General features: G+C 57.1%; 2 protein-coding genes. One reads left to right on the forward strand and one right to left on the reverse strand.

Features of this window, described 5'->3' with window-relative positions; all coding sequences use genetic code 11:
- The coding region (locus ACXRVY_RS30830; protein WP_458239183.1) for a LysR substrate-binding domain-containing protein at positions 1-396 on the forward strand (396 nt) is incomplete at its 5' end.
- A 105-nt stretch (positions 397-501) separates the two neighbouring features.
- On the opposite strand, the gene ACXRVY_RS30835 is transcribed toward ACXRVY_RS30830, so the two are convergent.
- The coding region (locus ACXRVY_RS30835; protein WP_458239184.1) for an SRPBCC family protein at positions 502-1,110 on the reverse strand (609 nt) is incomplete at its 5' end.

The following is a 1,110-nucleotide window of genomic DNA, read 5'->3' on the forward strand; positions in this document are numbered from 1 at the left end:
GAGCTGTCCAGCCTGGAAGCACTACGCGACGGGGTTTTGCTGAACCTCAGTCCCTATGGCAGATCCCAGGTAGCGGAGCACGTTGACTGGGGCGTTTGGCTGGCTTATCACGATGTCGATATCGAGAAACGCCCCCACGACAGTCCTCACGTGTTCAACGCGAACGACTACAACCTGGTAATCAGCATGGTGTTGACCCATCAGGGCGTAGCCCTCGGATGGAATCACCTGGTTGCAAACCTGATCGAAAACGGCACGCTGATTCGGCCGATCGAAGAGGAAGTGGTTCTCCATGAAAGTCAGCACTATCTGACCTTTCGTGAAGACCGGATCAATGACGACGCGTGTTGCCGGCTACGCGACTGGATTCTCGCCCAGTTTTCCCGAGCTGTTTAGAAGACAGGAGTACTGACTGAGCAGTGACTCGGGGTGCGAGGAGGGGAGAAGTTTGGGGATGCCGGTGGTGATCATTCGTGGTTCTCACCACCGGCAGTTTTGCTCTTAGCCGACAGATCTCAACGGGATCGTGTCATTGAGCTGCTCAAGCATCGTTTTGCAGTACCAATCATCAAACTGACACACACCAATTTCGCTGGCCACCGACAATGGGCCCGGCTCGTAAGCAGGGGAGCTGACCCCGACCTGTGCGCCTTCCACCAAGGTGCGATCCTGGTCATTGGTTGCAAGCCAAACCTTGGTCAGGCGATCGATGTCGTAGTCGACACCTTCCTGCGCGTCCTTCTTGACGATCCATTTTGTAGTGACCAACGTCTCGCCCGGACCGATGGGCAGAACGCGGAAGCTCAGCGCGTGGTCGCCCAGAAAGTGGTTCCAGGTTGATGGGTAGTTGAAATAAAGCAGCGCACCGATGTTGGCTTCACCGGTTGTGTCCAAGCGACCGGCAACCGCAGGCTTGCCATCCATTGTGTAGCTGACGGCCCCGGAAAAAAGGGGGATGCGCGTCATGCGGAAGCGACCGTCTTCGTCCATGACCAATCGGCTGGGCAGGCCCGCCGCTTCGCAGCGATCCCAGTGCTCTTTGAGTTCGAGATCCTCGTCGCCGCCGGCGCCACCCACTGATGGGTTGTCGACGAATGAGTGCATCAATTC

Source organism: Pseudomonas sp. P5_A2_2, from assembly GCF_054177685.1.